Annotated in this window: 20 protein-coding genes, 4 tRNA genes, 4 pseudogenes and 2 riboswitches; of the genes and pseudogenes, 6 read left to right on the top strand and 22 right to left on the bottom strand. The window is 39.1% G+C overall.

Translation table 11 applies throughout. The features are described from left to right. Nucleotides 1-16 precede the first annotated feature (16 nt). From raiA to HNR69_RS03840, 9 genes are all read right to left on the bottom strand, one after another. Complete coding sequence (gene raiA, locus HNR69_RS03880; protein ID WP_012341586.1) at nt 17-334, bottom strand: ribosome-associated translation inhibitor RaiA; 318 nt, start codon at nt 332-334, stop codon at nt 17-19. Between the two features lie 235 nt (nt 335-569). After that, nucleotides 570-1,946: an alanine/glycine:cation symporter family protein gene (locus HNR69_RS03875; protein ID WP_075294054.1), complete on the bottom strand. Its 1,377-nt coding sequence runs from the start codon at nt 1,944-1,946 to the stop codon at nt 570-572. 104 nt (nt 1,947-2,050) lie between these two features. Continuing rightward, a riboswitch (glycine riboswitch) is annotated at nt 2,051-2,153 on the bottom strand. 2 nt (nt 2,154-2,155) lie between these two features. Beyond that, nucleotides 2,156-2,241: riboswitch (glycine riboswitch) on the bottom strand. Nucleotides 2,242-2,350: 109 nt separating this feature from the next. Beyond that, the gene (yacG, locus tag HNR69_RS03870; RefSeq protein ID WP_075294055.1) at nt 2,351-2,545 is read right to left on the bottom strand and encodes a DNA gyrase inhibitor YacG; all 195 of its coding nucleotides are present in this window, start codon (nt 2,543-2,545) and stop codon (nt 2,351-2,353) included. Further along, nucleotides 2,542-3,189: a dephospho-CoA kinase gene (gene coaE, locus HNR69_RS03865; protein ID WP_075294056.1), complete on the bottom strand. Its 648-nt coding sequence runs from the start codon at nt 3,187-3,189 to the stop codon at nt 2,542-2,544. Before coaE ends, yacG begins: the two co-directional genes overlap by 4 nt. A gap of 19 nt (nt 3,190-3,208) precedes the next feature. Then, nucleotides 3,209-3,916, bottom strand: a complete 708-nt coding sequence (locus HNR69_RS03860; RefSeq protein ID WP_075294057.1) for a prepilin peptidase — start codon at nt 3,914-3,916, stop codon at nt 3,209-3,211. Beyond that, nucleotides 3,913-5,133, bottom strand: coding sequence for a type II secretion system F family protein (locus HNR69_RS03855; RefSeq protein WP_012341581.1), 1,221 nt, complete (start codon nt 5,131-5,133; stop codon nt 3,913-3,915). Before HNR69_RS03855 ends, HNR69_RS03860 begins: the two co-directional genes overlap by 4 nt. 187 nt (nt 5,134-5,320) lie before the next feature. Next, nucleotides 5,321-5,396: transfer RNA gene (locus HNR69_RS03850), tRNA-Val, on the bottom strand. A 66-nt stretch (nt 5,397-5,462) separates the two neighbouring features. Further along, a tRNA-Val gene (locus tag HNR69_RS03845) sits at nt 5,463-5,538 on the bottom strand. Nucleotides 5,539-5,578: 40 nt separating this feature from the next. Next, nucleotides 5,579-5,654: transfer RNA gene (locus HNR69_RS03840), tRNA-Val, on the bottom strand. 173 nt (nt 5,655-5,827) lie between these two features. Here HNR69_RS03840 and gltX point away from each other — a divergent pair. After that, a complete protein-coding gene (gene gltX, locus HNR69_RS03835) occupies nt 5,828-7,270 on the top strand; it encodes a glutamate--tRNA ligase (protein ID WP_075294058.1) in 1,443 nt (480 codons plus the stop codon). An 85-nt stretch (nt 7,271-7,355) separates the two neighbouring features. Continuing rightward, a tRNA-Ala gene (locus HNR69_RS03830) sits at nt 7,356-7,431 on the top strand. Between the two features lie 177 nt (nt 7,432-7,608). Here HNR69_RS03830 and HNR69_RS03825 read toward each other — a convergent pair. The 3 genes from HNR69_RS03825 to HNR69_RS03815 all read right to left on the bottom strand — a co-directional run bounded on the left by HNR69_RS03825 (nt 7,609) and on the right by HNR69_RS03815 (nt 9,984). After that, nucleotides 7,609-8,343 carry a 4'-phosphopantetheinyl transferase family protein gene (locus HNR69_RS03825; RefSeq protein ID WP_075294059.1) on the bottom strand — a complete coding sequence of 245 codons (735 nt, stop codon included), beginning with the start codon at nt 8,341-8,343 and terminating at the stop codon, nt 7,609-7,611. Nucleotides 8,344-8,381: 38 nt separating this feature from the next. After that, nucleotides 8,382-8,624, bottom strand: a complete 243-nt coding sequence (locus tag HNR69_RS03820) for a hypothetical protein (protein WP_011608610.1) — start codon at nt 8,622-8,624, stop codon at nt 8,382-8,384. 223 nt (nt 8,625-8,847) lie between these two features. Continuing rightward, nucleotides 8,848-9,984 carry an RNA-guided endonuclease InsQ/TnpB family protein gene (locus tag HNR69_RS03815; protein WP_147590746.1) on the bottom strand — a complete coding sequence of 379 codons (1,137 nt, stop codon included), beginning with the start codon at nt 9,982-9,984 and terminating at the stop codon, nt 8,848-8,850. A 97-nt stretch (nt 9,985-10,081) separates the two neighbouring features. On the opposite strand from HNR69_RS03815, the pseudogene tnpA reads away from it, so the two are divergent. Then, nucleotides 10,082-10,309: pseudogene (gene tnpA, locus HNR69_RS03810) on the top strand (IS200/IS605 family transposase); the annotation flags it as partial. A 176-nt stretch (nt 10,310-10,485) separates the two neighbouring features. On the opposite strand, the gene htpG reads toward tnpA, so the two are convergent. From htpG to HNR69_RS09795, 4 genes and pseudogenes are all read right to left on the bottom strand, one after another. Next, nucleotides 10,486-12,366 (bottom strand): molecular chaperone HtpG, encoded by a 1,881-nt coding sequence (gene htpG, locus HNR69_RS03805; RefSeq protein ID WP_075294303.1) that lies wholly within the window; start codon nt 12,364-12,366, stop codon nt 10,486-10,488. Nucleotides 12,367-12,662: 296 nt separating this feature from the next. Then, complete coding sequence (locus tag HNR69_RS03800) at nt 12,663-15,572, bottom strand: lactoferrin/transferrin family TonB-dependent receptor (protein ID WP_075294304.1); 2,910 nt, start codon at nt 15,570-15,572, stop codon at nt 12,663-12,665. A 204-nt stretch (nt 15,573-15,776) separates the two neighbouring features. After that, nucleotides 15,777-17,510, bottom strand: a complete 1,734-nt coding sequence (locus HNR69_RS09540) for a transferrin-binding protein-like solute binding protein (protein ID WP_247593551.1) — start codon at nt 17,508-17,510, stop codon at nt 15,777-15,779. Nucleotides 17,511-17,972: 462 nt separating this feature from the next. After that, nucleotides 17,973-18,071 (bottom strand): annotated as a pseudogene (locus tag HNR69_RS09795) (IS200/IS605 family transposase); the annotation flags it as partial. Between the two features lie 62 nt (nt 18,072-18,133). Between HNR69_RS09795 and relB the strand changes: the two are divergent. Then, entirely contained in the window at nt 18,134-18,355 is a 222-nt protein-coding gene (gene relB, locus HNR69_RS03790; protein WP_075294306.1) for a type II toxin-antitoxin system RelB family antitoxin, read from the top strand. Then, entirely contained in the window at nt 18,355-18,615 is a 261-nt protein-coding gene (locus HNR69_RS03785) for a type II toxin-antitoxin system RelE family toxin (RefSeq protein ID WP_075294307.1), read from the top strand. The genes relB and HNR69_RS03785 overlap by 1 nt, the downstream gene beginning before the upstream one ends. Nucleotides 18,616-18,792: 177 nt before the next feature. Here the strand turns inward: HNR69_RS03785 and HNR69_RS03775 are convergent, their stop codons facing one another. The 5 genes and pseudogenes from HNR69_RS03775 to HNR69_RS03755 all read right to left on the bottom strand — a co-directional run bounded on the left by HNR69_RS03775 (nt 18,793) and on the right by HNR69_RS03755 (nt 23,910). After that, a complete protein-coding gene (locus tag HNR69_RS03775) occupies nt 18,793-20,250 on the bottom strand; it encodes a surface lipoprotein assembly modifier (RefSeq protein WP_135026492.1) in 1,458 nt (485 codons plus the stop codon). Nucleotides 20,251-20,365: 115 nt separating this feature from the next. Further along, nucleotides 20,366-20,557 carry a hypothetical protein gene (locus HNR69_RS03770; protein WP_075294309.1) on the bottom strand — a complete coding sequence of 64 codons (192 nt, stop codon included), beginning with the start codon at nt 20,555-20,557 and terminating at the stop codon, nt 20,366-20,368. Between the two features lie 178 nt (nt 20,558-20,735). Then, a pseudogene (locus HNR69_RS03765) lies at nt 20,736-21,149 on the bottom strand (pseudouridine synthase); the annotation flags it as partial. A 71-nt stretch (nt 21,150-21,220) separates the two neighbouring features. Continuing rightward, the gene (locus tag HNR69_RS03760) at nt 21,221-22,561 is read right to left on the bottom strand and encodes a PTS sugar transporter subunit IIC (RefSeq protein ID WP_075294311.1); all 1,341 of its coding nucleotides are present in this window, start codon (nt 22,559-22,561) and stop codon (nt 21,221-21,223) included. A 2-nt stretch (nt 22,562-22,563) separates the two neighbouring features. Then, nucleotides 22,564-23,910: an alpha-L-fucosidase gene (locus HNR69_RS03755; protein ID WP_075294312.1), complete on the bottom strand. Its 1,347-nt coding sequence runs from the start codon at nt 23,908-23,910 to the stop codon at nt 22,564-22,566. Between the two features lie 379 nt (nt 23,911-24,289). Between HNR69_RS03755 and HNR69_RS09740 the strand changes: the two are divergent. Further along, nucleotides 24,290-24,471, top strand: a pseudogene (locus HNR69_RS09740) (IS1595 family transposase); the annotation flags it as partial. Nucleotides 24,472-24,997: 526 nt separating this feature from the next. On the opposite strand, the gene HNR69_RS03745 reads toward HNR69_RS09740, so the two are convergent. Then, nucleotides 24,998-25,558: a KwaA family protein gene (locus tag HNR69_RS03745; RefSeq protein ID WP_081376599.1), complete on the bottom strand. Its 561-nt coding sequence runs from the start codon at nt 25,556-25,558 to the stop codon at nt 24,998-25,000. Nucleotide 25,559: the final 1 nt, after the last annotated feature.

Below are 25,559 nucleotides of genomic sequence, written 5' to 3'. Positions count from 1 at the left end.
TAGACAAACTCATTTATCAAAACAAGTCTTTTAGTCTTTCACTAGCTCGGCGAGCTTCTCCTTTATGTTGTAATTTATTCAATTGTCTTTCTAATTTTTCTTCAACTTCGTTAATTGCTTTGTACATATCATCAGACTCGCTACTTGCGAATAAATCGCCATAAGGCGTACCTATGGCAACTTCAACAGCAAAACCCTGCGGTACTTTATTTAAAATAAAATGCGGATTAATCAATTGAGTTTGCCATTTTCCTAATTTAGCAAGTCTTTCCTCTATATGTGAACGGATTGCAGGGGTGATTTCCATTTGTTTACTTGTGATATTTAGAGTCATAGCTTTTACCTCTTTTGCTTATTGATGAGCGTTTCCACTCAGAAAAATTCTTAGTTACAAAATAGTCCTCTTAGCAGGAGTTTTCAAGGTGTTTTTTCACTTTTTAGGAATAAAAATGAAAAAGTATGATCTACTTATCATATTTATAAAAAATCACTTTTATTTTTATTTGAGGTTGATATGATGGTCTGATGTAGAGAAATTTAAAGGGGCCGTCAGCCCCTTTAATTTTTGCTCAATTAGCTACATTATTTGGCTCAACAAATATTTGTTTCCTGCGAATAAAATAATCTTTAGTTTCATTGATCACAATATGTCGCAATCCAACTAAAGCAATTAAATTTGGAAATGCCATTAAACCATTCACAATATCAGCCAAAATCCAAATTAATTCCAGTTTAATAAAAGCACCACAGGCAACTAAAAGTATAAAAATTGAACGATAAACTTTGATACCTTTGACACCTGCCAGATAAACAAAACAACGTTCTCCGTAATAACACCAACCTAAAATAGTAGTAAAAGCAAAAAACAGTAACCCTACGGTTACAATTGTTGCACCAATATTATTTCCTAACCCTTGTGAAAATGCATAGTTAGTTAAAGCAGCTCCTGCCAATTCTTGTGATTGCCAAGCACCTGTTAAAACAAGCACGATACCTGTCATAGTACACACAACGAGAGTATCTAAAAAAGTACCTATCATCGAAATTAATCCTTGACGAACAGGTTCTTTAGTTTGAGCTGCCGCCGCCGCAATTGGTGCACTACCTAATCCGGATTCATTAGAGAAAATACCCCTTGCAAATCCTGATTGAATAGCTTTCAGAACAGTATATCCAAATACACCGCCTAATGCTGCTTGAGGATTAAATGCACTGTAAATAATTAGTCCAATAGCGGTTGGTACTTGTTGCCAATTTAGTATAAGAATTAACAAAGACGTAAGTACATATAAAACAGCCATAAAAGGAACGATAATAGATGCAACTGTTGAAATGCGTTTAACACCGCCTAAGATAATAAGTGCAATAAGTGCGGTAATAATGGTTGCTGTAATTTCAATAGATACGTTAAAGGTATCTTGCATAGCATGCGTGATTGCATTAATTTGAGGAAAAGTGCCAATGCCCAAAAATGCAACTAATACACCACAGACGGCAAAAAATTTGGCAAGCCATTTTATTCCTAAGCCTTTCTCAATATAATACATTGGTCCGCCACTCATAAAACCTTGTTTATCTCGCACCCGATATTTCACCGCTAATAAACACTCAGCATATTTAGTTGCCATTCCAAGTAAAGCAACTAACCACATCCAAAAAATAGCCCCTGGCCCACCGGCTTGCAAAGCAGTTGCAACACCAACAATATTTCCCGTACCTATTGTTGCCGCTAAAGCCGTACAAAGGGCTGCGAAAGCAGAAATATCCCCTTTTTTACTTACATGACGTTCTTTATCAAATAAATAATATAATGCACGAGGTAAGTAACGAATTTGAATAAATCCTAAGCGTAAGGTCAAGTAAAGACCTGTACCAAATAAAAGAAGAAGTAAGGGAGGTCCCCAAACAAAAGTATTGATAGACGATAAAATTATCTCTAATGACATAAGTATTCCTCGTAAAATAACGTGTGTTTACAAGGAGGCGAAAAGTTTTTGGGATAATAAAGAAAAAACGCTATGCAACGTTTCTATCCGAAAAGAATCTTTTGCCCCTGTCCTTTTGCCTGAGCGTTTGAAAAGCAGTAAAAAAACACCGCTCTTTTGCGCCTTCGGCGTCCATTTTGTGCATTGCACATTGGATCTCTCCAAGGGTTCGTCCAGTAACAGTCCTCGCCATCGCACCTGAAAGATTTTACCTCGTCGGTTTGGGGTCAATTCCCCATTCTCCAGCTACCTTCATTCGAACTATATTTTTATTTATCAAAATAAAAGTGGGCTGATTCTAACAAGCCCAAATTAAAATCTCAATATTCTTTTTATCTATTTATTTATCTATCCATTCATAACTCTCAATTTTCTTTAAATTCATCTTTCGGTAACAAGGTTATTTCTGAACCGGGAATAATCTTTTCTTCTGTAGCCCATTCACCTAAGTCGATTAATTGACAATGTTTGCTACAGAATGGACGAAATCGATTTTCCTCTGACCAAAGTACTTCTTTTTTGCAATTGGGACAGGCTACAGTAAATTTTTCATCAATCATTTTATATCCTCAAATTCTTCACTATTTCTAGAAATTATCTTCGCATAATGCAAATAAGTGCGGTGCAATTTTGCTACGCTTTGTTTTAAATTAGCCACGTTTTTTTCAAGGGGTAGATTATTTTCAATGACATCATCAGCAAAACTTAAACGCAACTCACGATTTACTTGCGACTGTATCATTTGTTTAATCAATTCAACCGAATGACTATCCCGCCGGCTTGCTCGTAAAATCTGGAGTTCAGGCTCTACATCAATTACCAGTACTCTATCGCATAATTTCATTAGCTTATTCTCAATGAGTAAAGGAACGACCCAAAGCACATAAGGATAATTAACAGAGCGTAATTGTTGCAGCATTTTTTCTCTAATTACCGGATGCAACAAATTATTTAGCCATAATTTTTCTTTTTCATTTTGAAATACCAATTTACGCAATTCAGATCGGTTTAACTCACCATTTTCCAACCGCACTTCTTCACCAAAATGAGCAATAATTTTCTCTAAGATTAAGGAATCTTTTGCTACGACATCTCGAGCGACAACATCGGCATCCACAATAGGTACGCCTAGTTCTGAAAAAAGATTCGCAATGGTACTTTTACCGCTACCGATACCACCGGTTAACCCTACAATATAAGCCATATTCTTCTTCCCCTAAAATTTAAGGAAGAATATCCTCCCTTAGAAAATTAAGCAAGTATACGATAATGGTTGAGAGACATAAGAACGGGGCAAAAGGAATAAATATTGTTTTTTTGTCTCTTGCATTAAAAACGACATATATTAATCCTGTGAGGCAGGCAAGAAAAATGAGCAACGGTAATTTTGTCCAAGATATAAAGCTCCCTAACCCTAACATTAACCAATAATCGCCACGTCCTAAAGCTTCATAACGATAGAATAATTTTGCAACAATGTAAATAAGATAAAAAACCGAAAAGCCTGATAAGCTACCAACTAAAGACTGCTCCAAAGTCAATGGGCTAATACCTTGATAAGCACCCAATAACCCTAAAATAAATAGGGCTTGGCATAAGGTTTGTGAAACGAGTTGGTATAGCCAATCCACTAAAACAAGGCAAAAAATTAAATAACTGCAACATGCTAACCATAAACCAACATAAATATTTTGTGGGAAATTTAAACATATATTACACCAAAGGCCACCACACAAAAAATACATAGAAAAATGACCGCACTTTTTCCGTCGTAAGATAGACATAGGCATCAAGTGCGGTGCATTTTCGGGGAAAATTTCGCAAAAAGTCGAGTAAACTTGTTTATTAATCTGAGCAGAAAATTGCCTGACATAAAGGTAAACCCATAAGCCACAAAGCCCACCAAACAACATATAAGCTAGATAAATCATTGAATTAAACTTCCCATATTAAAGATTGGTAAATACATACCTAACATAATCAAGCCTATTAATCCGCCAATGATCACCATCATAAACGGTTCTAACATTTGTGAAAGTAAATCAATTTGATGATCTAACTGTTGTTGCTGATTTTCTGCGATATGTTGCAGAATTAAACCTAGATTTCCACTCTTTTCACCAACTTGTAGCATTTGTTGTGTTTGTATAGAAAACAAATTACTGCTTACAGACTGAGAGAATTTATATCCTTGTTCGATACCACGTAATGTTAGCTTTACTTCATTAATTAACGTGAGATCTCCCTCAATCTTTTTCTGTATGTTGATAGAGTTTTGGGGAAGGAAAGAATATAGACTTTGTTGTAAAGGAATGCCTGAGTTGAGCATTAATCCTAAACTACGGCAAAAACTTATCGTTCTATTAAGCCGAATAATTTTATTTAACAACGGCACATGCGATAAAAACCAATCTTTTTTGAGTTGAAAACTATATGAATTGTGTAAACGTAATTTTATTAGATAAAAAAATAAAATAGATACCGCTATCATATGAAAAAAATACTGTTGTAAAAAAGAGGATATGTTTAACAATAGCTGCGTAAAAAAAGGAAGCTCGGATTGATTAGAACCGTACATTTCGGCAAATTGTGGCACGATAAAAATTAATAGAAGTGCGGTGAGAATGACAGAAATACTTAAGACTATCATTGGATAGAGTAAAATTTTTTGAATTTTGCGTTGTAATGCTAATGCCTGCTGACGATGTTCTGCTATTTGTTGGCAAACAGAGGCTAAATCTCCCGTCATTTCTCCAACAGAAATGAGTTGGCGTTCTTGATAAGAAAAATATAGACCTGATTGAGCCACAGATTGTGAAAAAGATAATCCTCCTTCAAGATTTTTTAAAATATATCTAACCCATTGATTTAAAGAAATATTAACACAATTTCTCAATAAAATTTGTAAGCTATCTTTTAAAGGAATTGAGGATTGTAATAACATTGCTAATTGAGTTAATAGATCACAAAATTCTATTTTTTTAGGCTTTTTATTCAGTTGCCAATGACGCTGTAAATATATATTGTTTAGCCCTTGTTGTAATAAATAGCGTTTGGCCTCTTGTACATTTTCGATAACAAGCATTCCAGCTTGTTTTTGCTGTAAAAAATTAGTGGCTTTCCAAGAAAATAGCTTCAAATTCTGCATATGTTTTCCTATTCGTTAAATAAAAAATAATTTTAATGGAATCAGGAAAAAACTTTTTTGCAAGTATCGTAGTTTTACGATCAAGATCGCAAAAGTGAACAATAATTAGTTAAAAATATAAATAAAAAAGACAACACCCCGAAAGTTGTAATGAGTTTAATAACGTGGAAACAATTTAGAATTTAATTGGTGGGCGATACCGGTCTCGAACCAGTGACCCCCTCCTTGTAAGGGAGGTGCTCTCCCAACTGAGCTAATCGCCCGATAGAATCGAATCGCTTTTCAGCTATCGGATTTGACTTAAAGTCAAATGGGAAATCCGGCTAAAGTGGTGGGCGATACCGGTCTCGAACCAGTGACCCCCTCCTTGTAAGGGAGGTGCTCTCCCAACTGAGCTAATCGCCCCTTAAGCCAATATTACAATACAAAGTTCACTATAGAATAGTGGTGGGCGATACCGGTCTCGAACCAGTGACCCCCTCCTTGTAAGGGAGGTGCTCTCCCAACTGAGCTAATCGCCCTTGTATTGTGCGAGGTGCATTATAAGAATTATCAAAAAACAGTCAATGATTTTTTATGGATTTCTATTTAACTGTCTTAAAAATAAACATAATTTTAATTTTTTCTTATGAAATTAAATAACTCATTGTACAATAAGCACCGTTTTATGATTGATTAAATAAAGGCAAAATGAATGAAATTAGAACCACTTTTTAATTTAGATCCCAATACTAAAGTTCGTACACGTTTTGCACCAAGTCCAACAGGCTATCTACATGTTGGCGGTGCAAGAACCGCACTTTATTCTTGGTTGTATGCCAAGCATAATCGAGGAGAATTTGTATTACGCATTGAAGATACGGATTTAGAACGTTCAACCCCTGAAGCAACAGCGGCAATTCTAGAGGGAATGGAATGGCTTAATTTAGCGTGGGAACATGGACCGTATTTTCAAACAAAACGTTTTGAACGCTATAACCAAGTAATCGATCAGATGATTGAGCAAGGATTGGCTTATCGTTGTTATTGTACTAAAGAACGTTTGGAAGACCTACGTCATAGTCAAGAGCAAAATAAACAAAAACCTCGCTATGATCGCTACTGCTTACATCAAAGTGAATACCCGGTTGATGCACCTCACGTTGTCCGTTTTAAAAATCCGACGGAAGGTACAGTTGTTTTCGATGATGCCGTTCGTGGGCGTATTGAAATTAGCAATCGTGAATTAGATGATTTAATTATCCGTCGCACAGACGGTTCGCCAACCTATAATTTCTGTGTCGTTGTCGATGATTGGGATATGGGAATTACGCATGTTGTCCGTGGTGAAGATCACATCAATAATACACCTCGCCAAATTAATATTCTTAAGGCATTGGGAGCACCAATTCCAACTTATGCTCATGTCTCTATGATTAACGGTGATGATGGTCAAAAATTATCTAAGCGTCATGGTGCGGTAAGTGTTATGCAATATCGAGATGAAGGTTATTTACCTGAAGCACTAATCAATTATCTTGTTCGTCTAGGATGGGGACATGGTGATCAAGAAATTTTTAGTCGAGAAGAAATGATAGCACTTTTCGATATTCATTCGGTTAGCAAATCAGCAAGTGCATTCAATACTGAAAAACTACAATGGCTAAACCAGCATTATATACGTTCTCTGCCGGTAGAGCAGGTCGCAACCCATCTAGCATGGCATATGAAAAAACACGGCATAGATTATAGCAATGGTCCGAACTTAGCTGAAATTATTCCTGTTTTAAGTGAACGTTGCAAAACATTAAAAGAGTTAGCCATCTCAAGTCGTTATTTCTACCAAGATGTTGAAAACTATGATGAAAAAGCTGTTGCTAAAAACTTCAAGCCTGAAGCGATTAAACCGTTAGCTAAATTGGCAGAAAAACTCACCGCACTTTCAGACTGGACAGTTGAAAATATTCATGAAGTAATGAGCCAAACCGCCCAAGAGCTTGATATCGGTATGGGTAAAGTAGGAATGCCATTTAGATTGGCGGTAACTGGTTTGGGACAATCACCATCAATGGATATTACAGCGAAATTGGTTGGTAAAGATCGCACAATTAGCAGAATAAATAATGCAATTGCGTTTATTCATACACAAAATGTTTAATATTTAATCTAGTAAAAAAATATTTAATATTCTATATTGACAGCACAAGTGGCGGAATTTATCATAGCCGCCACATTCGATTTACGGGGATATAGCTCAGTTGGGAGAGCGCTTGAATGGCATTCAAGAGGTCGTCGGTTCGATCCCGATTATCTCCACCAAATTTTCTAGCCTTATCAATTCATTGTTTATTGATGAGGCTTTTTGTTACCACTTAAAAAGTCCTGAATTTCTACCGCAATTTCACGATGACTCTGTTGTCCTTTGATAATTTAATCTTCGTAAATTCAATTTGAGCAATACTCTACCTCATTTTTATTATGCAACGAAAACCGACTTTAAATTTGAATGAATTGCTTTAAAGGATTCACTTGATATTCAATTGCCTGCGTCAGTTTTTTTGAAACAAACCGGTTATCTTGCCACATAAAATATTGTGTTTGTTCAATATGTTGATGACAAAAAAGTGCAAAATAAAAAGGCAACTCAGCCGTAAATATGAGCTTTCCCGTTGGGCAATAATCGGAGTGAAGTAATAATTTCTCCGGTTCATGCTTGACTTCCGATAATTTGACAATACCTACGCCCTGCGATTTCAACAATGCCTCTCGTCCGCACCAAATTTGATAAAAACGTGCCTCGCAAGGCTTTTGTTGAAACCAAATCACCTCTTGCCGTCTGGCAAAATGCTGTAAAAGTGCGGTGTAATTTCTTGTTTTTTTGACAAACTCAATATCAATTCCTACTGCACTTTTATCATTATTTTCATCAACTTGTAAAACAACTGCTACCCAATCATCAGAATGACTGATATTAAAATCAATATTGTCTTGTAAAAAGTAAGGACGATTGGATGGAGAACACTTAATATCACCTAAAAGTGCGGTATTAACACCAGCTTTTTGTAACAATTGCCACAATAAAAAATGTGCTAAACGGCGACAATGATAACGTTGCTGCACAGGTTTATAGTTACTTGCTGAATGCGTTAGGTTTTTATTTAGCAACCGCAAAGGTATTGTTTCAAAAGGATAATATTGTTGAATATTGCCCCAAGCGACGAACGTTGTCATATTTATTCCATAAAAAGACTTGAACACATCAGAAACAATCAATTTCTATACTGTTGAATATTTGCCATTCTTAAAAGGCAAATTTTATTTTGTTCTTTTTCCGGCAATTGACTTAATTTATTTTTATTTTGTTTAAACTTGGTCAGTTCAGAACTTGATAGGGAAAATTGTGCCATATTTTTTTCCAGTACACTAAAATAACGCTGGCAACTTGATGATAAATTGGTTGTGGTACAAGCAGTTAGCCAAATAACAGTTCCAAAGAAGATAATTTTTTTCATCAACAATCCTTCAATAAAAAGTCAATAAAACCCGACTTCGAATTATACGTGAAAATAATATTTTTAACATTTTTAATTACTTGACATCCTCCCCCGCCTAAAGGCAGGGGATTCCTACTAGCTCCCACAGCAAGCTGTGGGCTACTCTCGGTGGGTTTCTACTGCTGATCTCTATTGAGATTCACTTCATAGACGCTTCGGGTATGTCCTACCCTGATATTTATTATGCTTGGACTATTGCTTGCCCACGTGTGAGAACATTCATTGCTCCCACTACATCGGCATTTTCTGTATAGCCACATTCTACACATTCAAAATGAGCTTGAGTTTCACGGTTTTCTTTTGCAATATGCCCACAACAAGGGCAAGTTCGACTAGTATTCTGTGCTGGAACAGCAACTAAAAATCCGCCAAGCCATTGCGTTTTATAGTCTAGCTGTCGTCTAAATTCAAACCGAGATTGATCCCGTATTGAACGGTTTAAGCCTGATTTCTGTTTCACATTTTTTCCGTGTGCTTCCACTGTGCCTTTTGCCGATTTGGACATATTCGCAACTTGCAAATCTTCAACGTAGATCATTGCGTGGTTTTTGCTGATTTGGGTTGAGATTTTGTGCAAAAAATCTTTTCGGCAGTTAGCTATTTTATGGTGTAATTTGCCGATTTTTTCTTTCAGTTTTTGCCGGTTTTTACTGAACTTCACTTTATTTTTAAGCTGTTTTTGCAGTTTGGCTAACTTACCTTTGTAGGTTTTAAACGCATTTATCGGCTCAAAAAATTCGCCATTGGAAAGGGTTGCAAAGCGTGCAATGCCCATATCAATGCCGATTTCTCCGCCTTTATGCATCGGGATTTCATGTTCAAATTCCGTTTGAATGCTCACAAAAAAGCGACCGCACTTTTGGCTGACGGTAACATTTTTCACTTCGCCCACAATTTCACGACTATTACGATAGCGAACCCAACCGATTTTCGGCAGATACAAGCGGTCGTTTTGTGGCTGAATTTTGCAGCCTTGCGGAAAACGAAAGCTCTCTTTTATGCCTTTTTTCTTGAATTTTGGGAAGTCTGCACGCTGCTGAAAGAAATTTTTGAACGCACTTTCAAGATCTTTTAACGACTGTTGCAACACTTGAGAATGGCATTCTTTGAGCCAAATTAGCTCTTTTTTCCATTGCGGAAGTAGAGATGTTAATTTTGAATAGCTGAATTTTTGATTATTGTCTTGTTCATATTGCTCGTTCTGCCAAGCTAACGCCCGATTAAACACAAAACGGGAACAACCGCAAAATTGTTTGATTTTGCGGATTTGTTCTCCATTTGGTCTAATCTCAAATTCAAACGCTTTACGAATTAACATTACTTAGCATACAATGAAAAAATTATGCTTATAATACTCTTGGTCTATGAAAAAAGAAACAGAGATTAGACGTGGTCGCCACGTTGTTTTTAACTTACACGTTTATTTACTTGTTGAATATCCACCGAAAGTGGCTATATCAAACCTTGTGAACAGTTTAAAAGGCGTTTCAAGCAGAATGATTAGAAAGAAAAACTATCCGAGTATTCGCAAAAAATTATGGAGAAATCAACTTTGGTCTCCGTCTTATTTTGCAGGTAGTTGCGGTGGTGCACCCATATCTATTATTCGCCAATACATTGAGCAACAACAAACACCTGATTAGTTAGGTTTGAAACGGCTATGCCGCTTGTGCCTTATATCCACGCCCTCAAGGACGTGGTTTTACGGCACTGTCTGATAAAACAGGAGAGTTTCCTTTTTTGTTTAGATTGAATTTAGACACTCATATTCTAAACGGGAAACTCTCACTTTTTATAGTACATGGTCGGATCAAGTCTTTTAACTCAACAAACTATTTACTCGCTTAATAAATGCGGTAGGATTTTCTAATGAACCACGTTCAGCAAGCATTGCTTGCTCAAGCAGTAATTCAATCCAATTTGCAAATTCGTCTTCATCAGCCAAATCTGCTACTTTTTTCACTAAATGATGTTCAGGATTAAGTTCAAACGTATATTTTACTTCAGGAACAGGTTGTCCAGCCGCAGCAAATAATTTTGCCATTTGCGTGGTCATTTGATCATTATCAGTAGAAACCACTGCTGGGGTATCCGTTAAACGATGCGTTAAACGCACATCTTTTACTCGTTCTCCCAACAAGGTTTTTACTCGTTCAATAAACGAACTAAAGGTTTTATCCTGCTCTTTTTGCTCTTCTTGTTCCTTGTCCGCCAAATCGCCTAAATCCAAATCCGCTTTAGTAATCGGTTGTAATTGCTTACCGTCAAATTCAGTTAAATAACTTAACATCCATTCATCAATTCGATCAGACAACAACAATACTTCAATATCTTTCTTATTGAACAGCTCTAAGTGCGGTGAGTTTTTAGCAGCAATATAACTATCTGCAGTGATGTAATAGATTGCCTTTTGCCCCTCTTTCATACGAGCAACATAATCTTCCAAAGAAACGGTTTGTTCTGAGCTATCATTTTTACTGGAAGCGAAACGCAATAATTTGGCAATATTTTCTTTATTCGCAAAGTCTTCTGATGGACCTTCTTTCAAAACCAAACCAAATTCTTTCCAGAATTGTAAATATTTCTCCTCGTCATCTTTGGCTAATTTTTCCAGCATTTGCAATGAGCGTTTGGTCAATGCTTTACGTAAAGCAGCTGTCACTTTATTATCTTGTAAAATCTCACGAGATACATTTAGCGGCAAATCATTGCTATCAATTAAGCCACGCATAAAGCGTAAATAATTCGGCATAAATTGTTCAGCATCATCCATAATAAATACACGCTGTACATAAAGTTTCAAACCATGTTTATGCTCACGATTGAATAAATCCCAAGGGGCTTTAGACGGCACATAAAGCAAGCTGGTATATTCTTGATTTCCTTCAACTTTATTATGTGTCCATAAAAGAGGATCAGCAAAATCATGGCTTAAATGTTTATAAAACTCTTTATATTCCTCATCAGAAATCTCACCTTTCGATCTTGTCCAAAGTGCTTGAGCTTTATTAATTTTTTCCCATTTAATTCCCGTTTCTTTACCTTCTTCATCATATTCTTTCGCTAAAATTTCAACAGGCAAGCCAATATGATCAGAATATTTACCGATAATTTCACGTACACGCCATTCATTAGCAAACTCTTTTTCCTCTTCACGTAAGTGCAAAGTAATTTCCGTACCACGTTCTCTTTTCTCAATATCAGCAACAGAATATTCACCCTCACCGGCTGATTCCCACAACACCGCTCTATCTATCGGCTCACCTGCTGCTCTCGTTTTCACTGTTACTTTATCCGCCACAATAAATGCCGAATAAAAGCCGACACCGAATTGTCCGATCAACTGACTATCTTTAGCCTGTTCCTGTCCAAGTGCGGCCAAAAATTCTTTTGTTCCGGACTTAGCGATAGTGCCTAAATGATCTATCACCTGCTCTCTCGTCATACCAATACCATTATCGCTAATGGTTAACGTACCTTTTTCTGCGTCAAAACTGATCCGCACTTTTAAATCACCATCTCCTTCATATAATTCAGGTGCAGACAAGGCTTTAAAACGCAATTTATCCGCCGCATCAGACGCATTGGAAATCAACTCACGCAAAAAAATCTCTTTATTTGAATAAAGAGAATGAATCATCAATTGTAAAAGCTGTTTAACTTCAGACTGAAAACCACGAGTTTCTTGATTTGTTGACATAATATTTCCTTTTCCAATAGTGAAATTAACAAACAGCGAAAATATAAGTTCGGAAATAAAGATTTCAAGCTTATAGATAGAAAAAGTGCGATAAAAAATACCGGAAGCCACTTGAACTGCTAATCCATTGCAACAATTTTTCGTTGCCGACAAATAGCATATTTGTCTTCCATTAGACTTTTTTCTTTTTTTGGAATGTCAAGCTGCCTGAACCTGCATAACAAGACTTCAAGCAGCTATTTATACGAACAAATCATCTCAACTGTTTTTTAAACAGCTTGCAGACAGTTTTTTAATTAAAACTTCATTTCCATACTCACGGTAAAGTTTCTGCCCGGTGCGGCAAAACGTGCTGAACGTGTACCTAGGTCTTGATTGACCGCATTGGCAGCGGACTGACGCACACTTTCCCATGTACTATATTTACGATTGGTTAAATTATAGATACCGGCTCTCAACGTGAATTTTTCTTTCCAAGTGTAGTATGCCGTCAAATCATAAATATACCAAGCGCGAGTGCGTTTGCTGTTGATCGTCCGTTTAATGCTGCCACCCTTGCCGAACACTTTTTCGCCGACCACTTCGTCACGTTGTTTGGCTTGAGAGTAGGTGCCGCTTAAATTAAGGCCCCATCTGCCCTCAGGGTCATCATAGCCGATACTTGCAATAATACGTCCCGGTTGCACGGCTTCCAATGTCGGCTCAGACACATTGGTAAAATTGTCGTGCAATTTGCGTGCTTTGATATTGATACGGTTGTAAGCAAGTGTGGAATACAAGCCTTCAGGCAGCCTATCGCTGATGCCTGCCCAGTAGATTCTACCCAAGATATTGATACCGTTGAGTTTGACATCTTGGGTGTTGTAAAAATCGGTTACATAACCCAATCCCTCGACATGTTTATCTGCACGGGCAAGCAGGTTTTTATAGTTGTTTTGGAAGAAACTGGTCTCTATCACACCAAAATCTCCCTGAACGGCCAAACCAATTTCTTGGTTAAAGGCTTTTTCGCTTTTCAACGGTTTACGGCTCAAGAACTCTTTTTGTGTGAGTGGATTGTCTTTACCAGAAGCCCCCGTACGCACGCCGTACAGCTCATAAAAAGCGGGGACACGGAAACCGCTGGACACACGGTAAGACACGACAAAGTGGCGGGTCGGTTTGAGGCTCACGCCCGCATTCCACGACCAGTTGTGGTAGTTGCCACCTTTGGTCCACGGGTCATTCGAGCGGAAGGTATGGTTGTCGTACCGCACGCCCAACCCCAAGTCTGCCCATTCACCAAAGGCAATATGGTTACGCAAGGCAAGGTAATACTGTCTGCCCGTAATCACACGTGGCGAGCAGTCGCGGTTATCGCCCGCTGTCGCATTACACCCATCGACAGTTTTTAATTCCGGCGTGTTTTTACGTCTATATACGCGAGGTTTGTTATAAGAACCATTGCCGAATTGTAATTTATCCTCAGGGGTCGTATCTGTTTTAAAGGCACCTTTATCATCATACGCTTTTATTTCCTCATACGGCGGCAAGGTGACATATTCAGCATATAAGTCGCCATGTTGTAAGGTGGAGCGATGTGTACCAAAGCCGGCGGCGATATTCACCTTATGCGTGGTAAAGCCCAGATTAAAAGTTTTTTCCCAATTGAATTGTCCCAGATTAAGAATTTCTTGATAATCGTTTTTCTCGGTACGGTAATTAGACCAAGGTTTGTCCAAGCTGGCACGGCAACGTGCCACATGAGGATAATCGGTGCAATACGTCCAATGGATACGGCTCGACAGTTTGAGATCTTGGCGGTCAATACTCAAGGTCAAGCTATCTGCCCAAGAATTTTTATCGGGATTCTCATAGCGGTAAAAAATACCCGAGCGATTTTTCGTATGGCGTTCATCAAAAAACTTACCCCGTCCGTACCGCACGCCACGCGCTTGATTGCCGGCATCATATACCAAACCGTCCAAAGGATTATCAGTCAACGTGATACCGAAATTACCTTTGTCCGTCTCATTTTTATCCAACGTTTGGCAACTGGATCCGCTGTGGCAGATATCCTCTTTCGTGTAATACGCCCGTTGCGTCATATCACGGATATCGTAACGCTGCTTCGTATGTTCCAACACCCCGCCGACATAATGGTTAGGCGACAAGCGGTAACCACCTTTCCAGAAGAAAGAGTGACTTTGGTAGTCCATCGGATTAGGGCTGATGCGGTCAGGACCCGTATAATCTTTGGCAGAGGCGGTACGTGTCGGATACGGCATTTTAGCAGCCTGTGCCTGCTCTTCGGGCGTCCAATTAGGATTGTTCTCCGGGGCACCCACCCTATTCGTCTTGGCCTTGGCATGACGACAACTCGGATCACTTAAATTAGAACATTCATCGGCAAGTATATAATACGCATTCGCCCGAACAGGCGTTCCGTTGCTGTTTTGGTCAACCTCATACCGATTAAAATACCCTTCCAATGGTTGGTAAGTATGTTGTATTTCTTCGGCGGCAGGATGCACGCGGGTTTCCTTACCTTTACGATGAGTAAAAATCGCCAAACTGTCAAAACCGCCGACACGGAACGCACCGGCAACGGATTGGATAAACTGGCTGTTTTTGCTGCTGTAAGCCGTTTTACTGTCCAAGCCCCAGTTTTGCCCCTCTTTAATCACATCATCAGCTTCTTTGGTACGAAACCCTACCGCACCGCCCAAAGCACCGCTACCGTATTCTGCCGAACTGGACCCCTTGCTCAATTCAATTGACTTAATATTCTCATATTCAATTTCATTAATCGCCCCGCCGTTGGCATCGGATTTCAAGGTAGAATACGACTGCGCCTGTCCCAAGCCGTCCACCAACATAGCCACGCGGTTTCTGTCAACACCACGCATTGCATAGCCTGACGTTGCACCACGTCCCTGCTCCACCACCGAAATACCGGGATCATAACGGATCAAATCGCGAATATTCAAAATCAGTTCTTTATCAATGTCTTCACTGCTTTTGACCACCTTACCCAAACCGGTGACTTCATTGTCATGTCTGCTGATCTCGTGTTTGGCTTGCACCTGGATAGCTTCTAACTCCAGCACTGCTTCTGTATTGCTACTCGGTGATTCAGTATCGGCAACCGCCTCAGTAAAAGGTAAAAAAATCGTGCTGATAGCCAATGTTATTGGCTTAAGTTTAAACAAAGGTTTTGTAGACATTTTTTTTTCATTCCGTGTGAGTAAAAGACGGATGGGTCATGCTTTCTCAACAGAGCCGAGCGATTTGCCACTGCAACATCACACCGTCAACAACGACAGGCGACGGATTTGACAAACTTTTTCAAGCAGGTTGACCATATCAGCAGATACCCATCCTGCTACCTGACATGTGTTTCAGGTAGCCCTAGAGTTAAGATTTCATTTCTATTTCGATGGTTCTTGGCGTTTCGCGCCGAACACCCCGCCGACTTTATCGCCTGCGCCATTCGATGTGATGGTACCGCCGATTTCATTTGCATTGGGACCGTAGAATGCGCCTGATATGTCAGCTGTGATATTCACTTTGGTACCGCCAGTTGTAGCTTTATTGTCTAGCGAGAAACCACCGTTTGTAGTTTTAGCCGTACCGGAGAAGCCGTTGCCTGTAATCGTGGCGTTTTCCATTGTGAGGGCGGGTTGAGTACCGTTGGCATCAAAAAACTTGCCTGTAACTGTCTTACCACCAAAATTAACATCAAATTCAGCACGGCTTTTACCACTATCGTTACGCGGATCACCGGCGTCAACACTGCCAACCTGTCCGTTGCTACTTAAAAAGTTGGCTTGCCAGGTGCCACGATAATGTACGTTTTGGTCTTTTTGCTTCATCATATCTGCCATCGGAGTACGTTCACCGGTTAAGAAAAGGTGTCCGTTTGTTAATTGGCTAATTGATGTGCCGTTATGCGTAGTTGCTGCACCGGCAGTGCTGTTTGAAGCACCGTTTGCTGTTGTTTGTTCCCCATAGCTGCCGAATTTCACATACACCAAATTACTGCAACATACGGTAACTTTGTAGTTTTTGTGCTTATCATGGTTTGTTTTGCTTAATTTGCTACCGTCTATGGTGGTGATGAAATCATTCTTGCCTGTGTTGCCAGCGCCCGTCGTACCGGCATTACTTTCCGGCACCAAAGGAAACTGTCTGCCGTCCAACACTAAATAGCTGGCATTGCCGAACGTATCCATCGTTTCTTTTTTTAATTCATTCCTATCCGTGCTGATTTTAACGGCATCAAAGCGGGTTTCTAGTTTTTCATCGCCTTTACTTTCACGTTTTGCACCAAAGACGACAAACAGGGAATTATCATCGGTCAAGAATTTACCTGCCAGTTCCTCGGCTTTAGGACCAAAGAAACCGCCCTCGAGATTCTTAGGAGAGTTTTTACCAAAGATAGTGTGACCACTTTCTGTTGCCGTTGCAGAGCCACGAAAACGGTTGCCTTTGATATCAGCATCAATTTTGTAGCGTTCTTTAATTTTTTGATCAGAAACATGAGCCGGACCATTGCTAGTTAGAGAGCCTGTTAACTTCTTGCTGCTGAAATCCGCGTTAAATGTAGCCGTTAACCCCATTGGTTTTTTAGTCTCTTTACGATTAAGTTCCAAATCCAGTGAAGTCGCTCCTGAAGAGACGCCTGGCGTAGAAGAGAAATTACTGGTAGTAAAATCTTCAGGTAAGTCCTTACGGTCTTTATCGGCATTACTGACAAACTCCCAATGACCTTTATATTCAACAATGTGGGTAGGCAAGATAGTTGTAGGTTTATGCCCTTGATAGAAGACATATCCTGTAAATCCAGGTTGAAACTCAAGTTTTCTTTTTTCCCTGTTGAATTTGAATTTACTTTCACCCACTACATAACCAAAACGAACATACTTAAAATCTTGTTGGTCGTGAGAATAGCTAACCTGTTGTGGCAAATTATTTGCTTCTGGCTTTAATATTTTATCTTTGTCTTCTTTGATTTTTCCGGTGTAAATTTTCATTACCTCTTCTAAAGGATAACCAATGGCTTTGACTTTATCTGGCGCAATAGTGATACTGGATGGTTGTGTATCATCAAGAAAATTCCTACGCGGAATTTCTGTGGCATAACCTAGGGCGGGTTGGTTGATTTCTTCTACTGTTTCTTGCTGCCGTTGTTCGGTCGGAACATCTTGATAAGTAGGGCGGGAACTACCTGAGGAGGAGGAGGGGGGGTATGCTCGACGTCGTCTAAATCAAAGCCACCTTTGCCGGAAGAGCAGGCAGAGAGCAAAGCCACACTCAAGACCGAAAAGCCTAATAATTTGAAAGAGGTCATTTACCTATATCCTTTCTTGTATTATATAAAATATGCAAATAAGAATTGTTATTATATGTATTTTTTTAAGGAATGTAAACAGTTTTTAACACGCCCACGCTGCTGATGGATTCCTTAAACAGCCGCTGTTTGTTGTAACGATACAGCACTCGGAACGATTAAGACGTGCGATTTTGGTCGATCTGAGGGCGGGCAATCATTTCCAACAACGTTAGCTGACGGTTTTTACCTTGCGAGATTTTCTCTTTAAATTTAATTTTTTATCTAATCGTGCCGTAAAAACTTCTCTGCGATATTTTGTCACGAAAACCAAATGAACGTGTCAGTTAAAAACAACGTGTCGACCACGTCTAATCTCTGTTTCTTTTTTCACCTATATTGCAAATTCTGTATAAATGTATTACAATGTAATACAAAATGAAAGGAAATTTTACTATGGCTATTTCAATAAGATTAAACGCTCAAGACGAGCAATTATTTAAGTCCTATGCAAAAACAAATAATATTACGCTATCCGAACTGTTCAGGAATGCCGTTTTTGAAAAAATCGAAGATGAATATGACCTTGCAGTATATCGTGAGTCTTTGGAAGAATACAACAAAACCCCAATGAGTTATTCTCACGCAGAGGTATGCAAGATGTTAGGAATTGAGTGATGTACACTTTACGGTATAGTGATAAGGCGTTGAAGCAACTATGCAAGCTTGATAAAGGCACACAAAAGTTGATTTTGACTTGGATAGCAAATAACTTAGAGAACTGCGAAAATCCAAGAATAAAAGGCAAAGGACTTACTGGGAATCGAAGTGGAGAATGGCGGTATAGAGTAGGCGACTATCGGATTATTTGTGATATACGAGATAGTGAATTGATAATACTTGCCTTGTCTATTGGACACAGGAAAAATATTTATTAGGCAAATAGTTTTTAAATAGCCCAGAGCATTCTTTTCATCTTCAATAATCAACCCCTTCTCTTTCAGCAAAGAGAGCTGCTCATTAAAATCTTTCCAAGTTTTTTGTTCTTTCATTTTTCCTTCTGCTGTGATGATTAAGCATTTGTCCTAAAAGATTGAGTGAACAGCCTCCTGTATTCAAAACTGCTTATTAATTTCCAGAAACAGGCGCTGTTTGTTGTAACGAAACAACGGTATGTTACTATCCGTTTTAGTGTATGACCATGTTAACCGTGGTGTTAAACCTTGCCAGTGTACGGCTCGATGCCATACACTGACCTGTACGCCCAACTCTCGATTACGTTGGGTTTTGTTGAAAAAGCCTGCACTGCGATAGTTTTTTTTGCCATAAGAAGTAATTAAGCGTGTGGAAAGTCCTTTCCAGTCTTGCAACCAGCCTGCCCGTACCCCGATACGGTCAAAAGAATCATCGCCATCTCGTGCGTTGTTGCGATGCCAGTCTATTCCTCCAAACCAAGCTTGACTCGGATTGTGTTGATACACCGCCGATAAAGAAACAAAGTGCGTATTACCGTTTAAATGCTTACGTGTCCGATAACGATTTTGTGCCGTCTCAGCTGTCAGACTCCCCTGCCATTTGGGGCTAAAAGTGTGGGTTGCTTCTAGTGCAATACCTCGACTGTTGGAAAAACGTCGTAAGGTCTCATTGCCTTTCTTGCCCCCTGCATACCACGCTTGCTCAAAAAATGGCAGAACAGTAATGCTATTTCTCGCATTTTGATAACCGATACCCATTGAAGCACGTACATTAGCTTCATTGAAGCGTTTGTTGTTCCAATAAAATTTACTGTTGCTGTCTAAACGCCATTCATTAAATAACCCATTTTTCCAAAACCATTTTTTGTTTATGCCTAGATTGACAGCTAACCCTTGACCGGACTCAGCCTGATCACCTCGCCAACCTCCGCCCAGATCAGGATTTTTGGGAGCGTTGTTAATATTTTTGTCGTTAATATAGGTAGTGTTGCCACTGAATTGCCAACGGCTTTGCCGTTTGATATACAGCAAAACTGATTCAATTTCTTGGGCAAGTCCGGCGGGTAGCTGATTTTCGCTTTGCACCTTGCGAAACTGAGCTTCTGCCGCATCGAATTCTTTATTGGACAAGAGGGCGGCGGCGGTCTGTAAACGCAAAACCGACCAATCAGGTTGTTGTGCCAAGGCTTGGCGGTATAAACGCACGGACTGTGTATATTGATGACGCCAACGCGCAATCAAGGCTCTTGCCCAAAGGTGAAAAGTCGGGTCTTGCAGGTTTTCAGGCAACTTTTGATAGTGCGGTAACAGCAAAGAGGCATTCTCACCATTACCTTGCAATAAAGCCGCTATCAATGCACGCTCAAGTAAATCAGGATGTTGCTGTAACTGGCTTTCGCTTAATGCAACCGTTTGCTGTGGCTGAATGTTCGGCACAACGGTTTGTTTAGGTTGTGTCGGCAAGGCATCTTGAATGTTTTCACGTACCCGCTCATCTGCAATGCGGTGATCGTCCAAATGTTCGTTCGGACTTTTGGGAGTGTACGCCAGTACGGAAACCGGAAAAAGAAGAAGAATGGCTGATAAAGTGAGTTTCATTATTTCAATCCTTTTTTATAGCATGGATAGCCGAATTTGGGGTACAAGTACGTAACCGGTAGCGGCTATGCAAGCGACATTCCGGAATACGCATAGACACTGAGCCTGCCACAGCCTAAATCAAAATGGCAATCATTATTATAGATAATATTACGTATTTTACCAAGGTGTTTTCTGCTATTGTTTGGATATCAATACGGCTTTCTATCGGTTCACGGATTTCATGCGAACGATTTTTCTCACGAAATCCCTGACCACTTGTACCATTGGGAAATAAAACTTTTGAGACACCGCCGACAATTTTCATTCGCTTGTCCGGCTCTTCAATACTCAATGATTTAGCGTGTTCGGATAATCCGCTATCGATTTCAGTCGGAATTTCACGGATTAAACATGACCCAAATCACCAAAGATCGTAGCAAGCCGGTACATCTGTGGCACTGATTTACGGCACGGTTAGATAAAGCCGGCTTTGGTTGTTTGATTCACGATCTTGATCCTTGATTAAAAACAGCAATTTCCGCTTCACTTAATGGGCGAAACTCGCCATCCGATAAATTGTCATCCAGCATGATGACACCAATTTTCCAACGGTGCAAATCGACCACTTTGTTGCCCAGTGCGGCAAACATTCGTTTGACTTGATGATAACGTCCTTCGCTGATGGTTAAATTCACATTGTAGTCATCTAAGATTTCAAGCGTTGCCGGTTTAGTTGGCGTTTTTTCGCCGCGCAATAAAATGCCTTTTTCGATTTCCGCTTGATAGAAGTCTTCTACCGGATCGGCAAGGGTGACGAGATAGGTTTTGTCGCAGAGGTGTTTTGGCGAAGTTACGCGGTGTGACCATTGTCCGTCGTCGGTAAGTAAAACCAATCCGGTCGTATCTATATCCAATCTGCAAATACCCCTTTCTTAAAAAACTTTAAAATCAAGTTAAGAAGGCGTATTTACAAATTAGGTATTATAAATTACTGTGCTGCCATTTTCGCTTTTTCAATCAACTCCTTTTGTGCAGCCTCATCTAATACTTGGTTCCGCTCTTTTTCAACACAGATTTTTTCGTACATCTTAAAGAATGGATAGTAGATTAAAATATCGAGAATAATCAGTGCAATACTTAATACCGGTGCCCAAATATCCCCAGCGGACACCAAGTAAGCACCAATCGGAGCAGGGGTTGTCCACGGTGCCATTAAGTAAATGCGATGGATTAAATCAAAATCCAAAATTAGATAGGCAATGATTGAATTGGCTAATGGTGCAAAAATAAGTGGGATAAAGAAAAGTGGGTTTACGACCATTGGTACACCATACACAATCGGTTCTCCGATAGAGAAGAAAGATGGCACCAAACCGATTTTACCGATAGAACGCAAATGTGCGGATTTACTACGTACCAGCAAAAAAGCTAACGCAATAACACCGCCTGATGCACCGTGCACGATATAGAAATCCCAAAATGAGTTAGTGATGATAAAAGGTAGCGGTTCGCCAGCTTGAAAAGCCGCCAAATTTGCTGCCATGTTTTGCAATAGAAACGGTGTCCAAAGTTGCATTAACACTAGTGACCCATTAATTCCTAAAAACCAAAGTAAGTGAGTAGCAATAACAAACAAGCAGATTGCACCTAAGGAATCACTTACGGCAATCAACGGTGCCATAACGTCCATAATCAACTGTGGAATGTTACGACTCGAATACTCTTCCACCCAAATAGAGAACGGATAAATTGTTACTAACACTGCTAAAATTGGGATGACGATATTCAGTGATTCCGCAACTGCATATGGAACTTCTTTCGGCAACCGAATTTTGATTTTTAAGAACTCTAGCAAGCGAGTCATTTCAACAGTATAAATCGCAATAAAGATCGCTGAGAATAGCCCGATACCGCCAAAGAATTTGATGTCCATTGCACCATCTTTCACCGGTGCAGCCACCAGTAAGAAGGTCATCACAGACAAGAATGTCGCCGGCAGTGGTTCACGTTTATACGCTTTCGCTAAGTTGTAAGCGATACTGGCTGAGGTAAACAACGAAATCGCATTAAACGACATTTGGAAGAAGTTCCAACCATATGGACTTGCCCAGTTAGCAAAACGCCACCATGCTTGACCAAACGCATTCGTGGTATTTTCATCAAACGGTGGAATGAGCAAAATCATAATAAAACTACCGACAATCAAGAATGGTAGCACTACAATAAAGCCATCACGAATAGCAGAAATGTGCGGTTGGTTTTCCATACGACGGGCAACCGGTGCCACGTTCGTATTCATAAAATCAATAAATCGATGTGAGATAGACATAATTATTTTTCTCCATCAACAATTTTGAAGCCCAACACATACCAATCTGCTTGGTAGTTGTTGATGTGTAATACTCGACCTGCTGCGGTTTGCTCCACGGCAAAATCCAGTGCCGGATTGAGTGCTTGTAACTCGCCGAATACGGAAAGTGGCAAACTGGTTTTGCCTTCGGCTAAACCATCAATATAGAGATAGAGATCTTGGCCGACTTTGGTGTAACGCACGGTTACACCGTTTACAGTTTCGGGGGAATATTTACTGCAACGGGAGCGATAAATCCCTTCACCGTTTTGCTCCAACCATTTACCCAAAGCGAGTAGGCGTTCAACTTGCTCTTGTGGAATAGTACCGTCTGCTTTTGGGCCGATGTTGAGCAACAGGTTACCGTTGTCTGCCACGGTTTCTACTAAGAGCGAAATCAGATCTTTCACTGAAATCAAGTGGCTTTCATCTTCCACTTTGTTGTAACCAAATGATAAGCCCATACCACGGCACATTTCCCATTTTTTATCACGCGAAGCCACGCCGTGTTTGTACTCTTTTGAGGTGAAATCGCACCAGAGCTTGTTCCAACGGTCATCAACCACACCGTGTGGCACGCTGTTGTAGTAGTGTGCAAACAAGTGCGGAAGCATATGTTCACCGGCTTTCGGCCAGCCGATGTCATTCCAAAGTACATCAGGTTTATATTTATCAATCAGCTCAACCACTTGTTTATAAGCGTAATCGGCGTATTCATAGGTTGGGCAAGCATTGGAAAAGTTTTGACTCTCGGTGAAAATCGGTGCAGAAGAGTAGGTCCAGTCTATAATACCAGAGTAGTAAGCTCCCATTTTCAGCCCTTTTTCACGCACATTATCAGTCAGCTCGCCCATCAAATCACGTTGTGGACCAACTTCAGTGCAGTTGAAATCGGTATATTTACTCGGATATAAGCAAAAACCGTCGTGGTGTTTAGTCGTCAGAACCACATATTTTGCACCTGCTTTGGCAAACAGCTCCGCCCATTCGGCAGGTTGCCACTTCTCCGCTTTCCATTGTGGAATAAACTGTTCATAACTGAAATCTTCACCATAGGTTTTGATATGATGCTCGTAAGTCGGACCTTTTTTGACGTTAATTGAATTGAAATACCACTCGGCATATGGATTGTTACAGAACCATTGCTCGTCAATATCGATCTCGCCTAATTGACAAGTCGGTGGTGCAAACGCGGGGACGGAATAAATTCCCCAGTGAATAAAAATCCCGAATTTAGCATCTTCATACCATTCAGGAACTTGATGCTGTTTAATAGATTCCCAACAGGCGTGGAAATGGAGAGGGGGGGGGGTAAATTTACTATTCATATAACAAACTCCTCTTTATATATTACGAAACAAGTTTGAAATATATTTTCAATTCTCATATAAAATAAAACAAATTATTTCATCATACAGCAATAATTTGTGTATAGAATGTGAACTGCTTCACATTTATTCTCTTTACAATGCCATATAATTTGCCCGATATTACGTTTTTAGCGAAAATTCGGGCAATTATGATATTAATATATCTTTTAAATTGCTTCTCTACCAAGCTTCCGATTTCCAATCTTATCACCTGTAGAATCAAGCTGCCTTTGTGATTTTTTAGGATAGTGTCTATCTATCAAACTCATCAATATAAAAAAATATATGATTTATTTTGGGGGCAACATTAGATTAGCAAGTATGCTAGTCTATAAAAATGAAGACAACTCATTGTAAATTAAAAAATCTATATAGAAAAAGCTCCTTGAATTTTTTGTGTTAGAAGTGACAGCTCGATCAGCAGCTAATATTTTAGGTATCAATCCAAATTCAAGTGCCTTGTTTTATCGAAACATCCATGAGCTAATCCGTTATCATTTAGCCCTTGATGTAAGTGAATTTCACCACGAAAGAATTAATCATTTCGGGGGCAGTCAAACAAGACTACATCAACGACATAGAAAATTTGGGGGCTAAGCCAAACGAATACTCTGAAAATACAATGGAATTGACCGAATAAACTCTCCTTTATTTTTGAAGGAATGTAAGTCTTTGGAATATCTAAAGAGCAGTTAAAAACACTACGAAAATGTGTGTCATTTAGGGCTAATCTAATACAGTCCCTGAATTAATAGTATAATCACCCGAAGAATTATCCTTCAGGTGATTTATTGCAAGCACAACACTCAAAAAATGTCCATTTATAAGGCTTTAGAGCCTGTTTTTAACTACTCCCACTCGAAATGTCCATTGATTTCATTTTATATAATCAACATAAAATCAATGGTTTTGTTATCGGATTTAGCCTTTTTATCCAATTTATTTCTGTTTGTCCGATTTTTTGCAAGCATATTGCAAGCAGAGAAAATACTCCTCTCTAGCTTCTCATTCTTTATACCATTGGGATTTTATTAAGACGAGAAAACTAATTGTCTTTTTTATGAGCAACAAATATATCATTACTCATATAATAGCCTTTTAACTTTTCTTTATGCCTTAACACTTCTCTAGAAATATTAGTTATTACGATCTCTTTATTGGCATCTCTATATATAATATATCCAAACATAGCCCACAAAGGATTTAAATATATCAAATTTAATCTTAAATAAATATATCCAATCAAAACAAACAAAAGAATATTAACTATATAAACTTCTTTTGAGTTATCTCCATTAGTAATGAGTGGAATTATATATGTCATAATATAGCTTAATACTGTATCATCAGGATTTTCAAGATTGTTAATACCTTTTTCTCGAGTTCCTTTTCCTAGTTTCAATAAAGTCACGCTTATAACTGAAATAAATATTAAGACTAGCGTTAACGTAGTAAAGCCTATTATTAATATATTTTTTTCTAAGAATCCTTTTGTTATTTTAGAAAGGTACAAAATTATAATCATAATGTAAAGTGGGAAATAGGATGATATAAACATAATAGTTCTTGTCATTATGTTATAAAATTTATCCATTCTGCTATTCATA

The sequence above is a fragment of the Histophilus somni genome (assembly GCF_014202395.1).
GTDB lineage: Bacteria > Pseudomonadota > Gammaproteobacteria > Enterobacterales > Pasteurellaceae > Histophilus > Histophilus somni.
The sequence above is the reverse complement of the archived record's forward strand: the minus strand, read 5'-3'. Positions and strand labels throughout refer to the sequence as shown.